The sequence below is a fragment of the Kitasatospora sp. SC0581 genome (genome assembly GCF_048159585.1).
Taxonomy (GTDB): domain Bacteria; phylum Actinomycetota; class Actinomycetes; order Streptomycetales; family Streptomycetaceae; genus Kitasatospora.
The window spans coordinates 1-3,642 of sequence record NZ_JBLRWA010000063.1; the positions used below are offsets into that span (position 1 = coordinate 1).

3 protein-coding genes, 1 tRNA gene and 1 pseudogene are annotated in these 3,642 nt (G+C 70.6%); 1 reads left to right on the forward strand and 4 read right to left on the reverse strand.

Translation table 11 applies throughout. The features are described from left to right. Positions 1–332 (reverse strand): annotated as a pseudogene (locus ACLWS4_RS36965) (hypothetical protein); the annotation flags it as partial. A 309-nt stretch (positions 333–641) separates the two neighbouring features. On the opposite strand from ACLWS4_RS36965, the gene ACLWS4_RS36970 reads away from it, so the two are divergent. Next, positions 642–1,340, forward strand: a complete 699-nt coding sequence (locus ACLWS4_RS36970; protein ID WP_416876417.1) for a hypothetical protein — start codon at positions 642–644, stop codon at positions 1,338–1,340. Positions 1,341–1,397: 57 nt separating this feature from the next. On the opposite strand, the gene ACLWS4_RS36975 is transcribed toward ACLWS4_RS36970, so the two are convergent. The 3 genes from ACLWS4_RS36975 to ACLWS4_RS36985 all read right to left on the reverse strand — a co-directional run. Then, positions 1,398–1,474, reverse strand: a tRNA-Met gene (locus ACLWS4_RS36975). A gap of 34 nt (positions 1,475–1,508) precedes the next feature. Further along, a complete protein-coding gene (locus ACLWS4_RS36980) occupies positions 1,509–2,654 on the reverse strand; it encodes an HK97 family phage prohead protease (protein WP_416876418.1) in 1,146 nt (381 codons plus the stop codon). A gap of 67 nt (positions 2,655–2,721) precedes the next feature. After that, the coding region (locus ACLWS4_RS36985; protein ID WP_416876419.1) for a hypothetical protein at positions 2,722–3,642 on the reverse strand (921 nt) is incomplete at its 5' end.

Here is a 3,642-nt window from a genome sequence, read left to right on the forward strand (position 1 = left end):
AACTCGTCGCTGTCGAGGAACTGCTGGCCGAGGGACTTCACCTGGCCGGCGAGGTGGGCCGCGAGAGCGGCGTCCTGCGGGGCGAAGGGCTGCGAGGTGGGCTCGTTGAGGAAGGCGTGGACGGTGTCCGCGCCCTCCAGGTCGGTGATCAGCTGCTTGATCTCCTGCGCCTCGCCGAGGGCCTTGCGGAACGCTGCGGCCTTCTCGGCCGAGACGGTGACTCCGCCGTCCTCCACGGTGAAGGACGCGCTGATGGTGTCGAGTTCGGCGGCCTTGGCGCGCAGCGCGCCGTTCAGCTCCTTGAGCCGGGTCTTGTCGGTGGTGGTGGGCACGGTGTGGCGCTCCTTGGGATGGTGCCGGGCCACCCCGCCAGCGCGGGACGGAGGGGGTCCAGCCGTGCGACCGGTCAGCACCGGATCGCCACGGCGATCGGCACACCGTAGGGAGACCTGATCGCTAGTGTCGCGTCGAGCGCCAAGGCGCATGTCCGGCAGCGCCGAACACCGGGTTCTCTCCTTTCAAGTCACCCTTCTAGGAGTCGATTTGGCTGTGCCCATGCCTGTGCGACGCGGGTGAGTGTGGTGGTGTCCGGCAGGGTGCCGGACACCCGGCTACCGCCGGCCAGCACGCTGGAGACACGCATGTACCCCTTCCCCAGGCCCCAACTGCCGCTCCTGGATGCCGCCTCGTGCCCACCGGCCGACGACCGCGATGCGAAGCCGCCCCTGACCGTCGACGGGACGGCGTTCCACGTCGTTCGGACCTCCGCCGGGTGGGCCCTGCGGATCATCTCTTCCTCCTCGGTCGAGTTGTACGGGCCGTCGGACAGCTCCGAGCAGGCGGAGGAGTGGCTGCACCGGTACACGGCATGGCGCCTGTGGCCGTTAACCCAGACCCGCGGGCCCTGGGGCTGCCTGGTCAAGGCCCCGGAGGGCTGGATGACCGCACTGGCGCACACGACCCTTCCCCCGACCGTCCGACCGCACCGTGGCGTGCAGGACGCGGAGGTGTACGTCGCCGGTCATCTGATCGCCCCGGCCGCGTGGTCGGCTGTGCACGACACCAGCCTGCCGTCGGGGATCTGGGCGCTCGAAACCCAGTACTGGGTGCGGGAGGGCTATCGGGTACTGGCGACGTGGGCCACTGTCGACCTGGGAAGGATCACCCGCGACGCCTACCGGAACGACGAGCTCGGCCGGGGCAACTACTCGCCGACCAACCTGGCCGAGCGGCTCGGCGTCTCGCCGTCGGCAATCTCCGGCGCGGCGTCCGGAACCGGCTGGAATCCCCCGATCAACAGGTCAACCGGCGTGCTGGCGAACCGAAATCGGCGCCTGTAGAAGCCGAGGAACGCTGAAGGGGCGGACACAAGCTTGTGTCCGCCCCTTCAGCGTTCGTGGTAGCGGGGACAGGATTTGAACCTGCGACCTCTGGGTTATGAGCCCAGCGAGCTACCGAGCTGCTCCACCCCGCGTCGGTGGTCCCGACTGTACGGCACCAGTCGATGATCACAAACTCGGTTCGGCCCGGGCGTCGGCGAACAGCGCGAGGGCCGCGCTGATCTCGTTCGCCTCGAGGACCACCGTGGCCAGGTTCTTGCTCTCGCCAGTCGGGGGCTCGGGCGTCTGCCATTCGATGCCGGCGGCGGCGAGCACGGTGACCAGGTGCTGTACGGCGGAGGCCAGGCGGTCGGCGTTCTCCCCGGACAGGACGCGTCCCGCCTTGTGCTGGAGGTCCGCGAGGGTCTTCATCTGGGAGGCGACCCGTTCCACGTCGGGCGCGAGGGCGGCCAGCGCCGCGTCGGGGCCAGTGCCCTCGACGTCGAGGACCAGACGCACGGGGCTGGGCTGACCGACGGACGGGACGCCGTCCCCGGAGAGCGTGTACGGGACCTCCCAGCTGGCCGAGCCGAAGCCGTCCTCGGTGTACCTCCAGACGGTGGCGATGACCCGGTCCGGGTAGGTGCCGATGACCTGCACCGTGCCGTGCTCGATGCGGTCTTCCCCGGTGGGGCGAAGGCGCTGCTCCACGGCGGAGGCGATGGCGTCGATCCGCTCCTCCAGCGTGCCGGCCAGCGGCGCCAGTTCCACCTGGGTGTCGGCCAGGACGCCGCGGGCCTTGCGCTGCTTGAGGTCGAGGGTCGAGGTGTAGGGGTTCGCGCCGAACAGCACCGGGCTGTACTCGTACAGGTCCAGGTCGGTGATGCGGCGAACCCCTTTGGAGCGTTTGGCCGTTCGGACCTGGTAGCCGATCGACCACTGGACCTGGTCGCCGAAGAACAGCAGGTTGGCGTACATGTCCTTCCCGGCCTGGGTGGCCAGGTTGCAGCGGCCCTTGACGAGGAGCGCGCCGGCCTCGGCTGGCCAGGGCTGGCCGTTCGGCAGGACGGCGGGCAACCGGGCATCGCCGGGCAGCAGTTCCTCGGTGTGCTCGGTGCGGGCGGTCCACACGTTCCAGTCGTGCGACCACACCCCCTTCGGCGTGATCTCCGTGAGGGTGCGGGCGTAGGCTCCGGGCTCGATCACGTCGCCGTCGTGGTCGCGCAGCCCGGTGATCGACACGAGCGTGGTGAAGGTGCCCTGGTCGTCGTCGGTCTCCAGCACGCCGAGCATCGCCTGCTTGTGGTCCAGCGTGCTGCTGGGGGTCGGTGCCACCGTGTCGCTCCCGATTCGCTGGGTTGGTGGCGGTCACGGTAGGCGGGCGGCGGGCTTGGGTCTCGTTCTACCCGTCGTACCAGTTGTCGCCGTCGGTCTCGGCGTAGACCTGCTGGACGTGCCAGTCTCCGGGGCCGGCGAGGATGACGATCTCGGACTCCTCCAGGCAGCCGATGCCGGTCCCCGGGACGGCCAGGATGCGGGTGACGGGCACGTCGCCGCTGATCGTGTAGCCGGTGTGGACCTCACCGCCGTGCGTGGCGAAGTCGGCGGCGACATGCTCTTCGGTGGTGAAGGAGGACAGCGGGCGCAGGGGCAGGTCCGTGACCGTGCCCTGGCCGTCGATCCCGCTGACGTGGGTGTCGTCGTAGCCGCCGGTGAAGCCGCGGTGGACGGTGACGTGGGTGACGCCGAGGTCGGCGAAGTGCGCCTGGGTGCTCTCCCACATGGCGGTGAGGAAGGCGTGCAGCACGGGGCCGTCTTCGGCCAGAGCCGCGGCGGTCTCGGCGTCGAGGCCGGCGTCCCCGTGGTCCCAGGCCATGGTGTCGGTGAGGTTGAAGGCCTGGCGGGCGGTCTCCTGGAGGGCGAGGGCGTCCGCGTCGTGGTCGTTGGAGGTCGCCGCCCACCCGGCGACGTGGTGGGAGACGGCCTCGGCACGGGCGAAGTCCCGGTACTCCTCGGCGCCCATCCTCACGTAGCCCCAGGGCTCGCGGCGCGCGCCGCTGTCGAGGTCGGCCTGGTCGATGTGGTCGGCGTAGCCGTTGGCCCCGGACTCCGGCCGGTACGCGGCGAGGTCTCCGGCACGGACCCGGGCGAGGCGCTCGCGCTGGCGGTCGGACAGCAGCTGCTCGTCGGGGACGCCGCTCATCTTCTTGGCGAGCGAGTCGCACATGGCGGCCTTGAGCTTCGTAGGGGACCTCCCCCGCTTCCCGAGCAGGTCTCCCTGGCTCACCGCGTGGTCGTCGGCGAGGGTGCCCGGGAGGCCGAC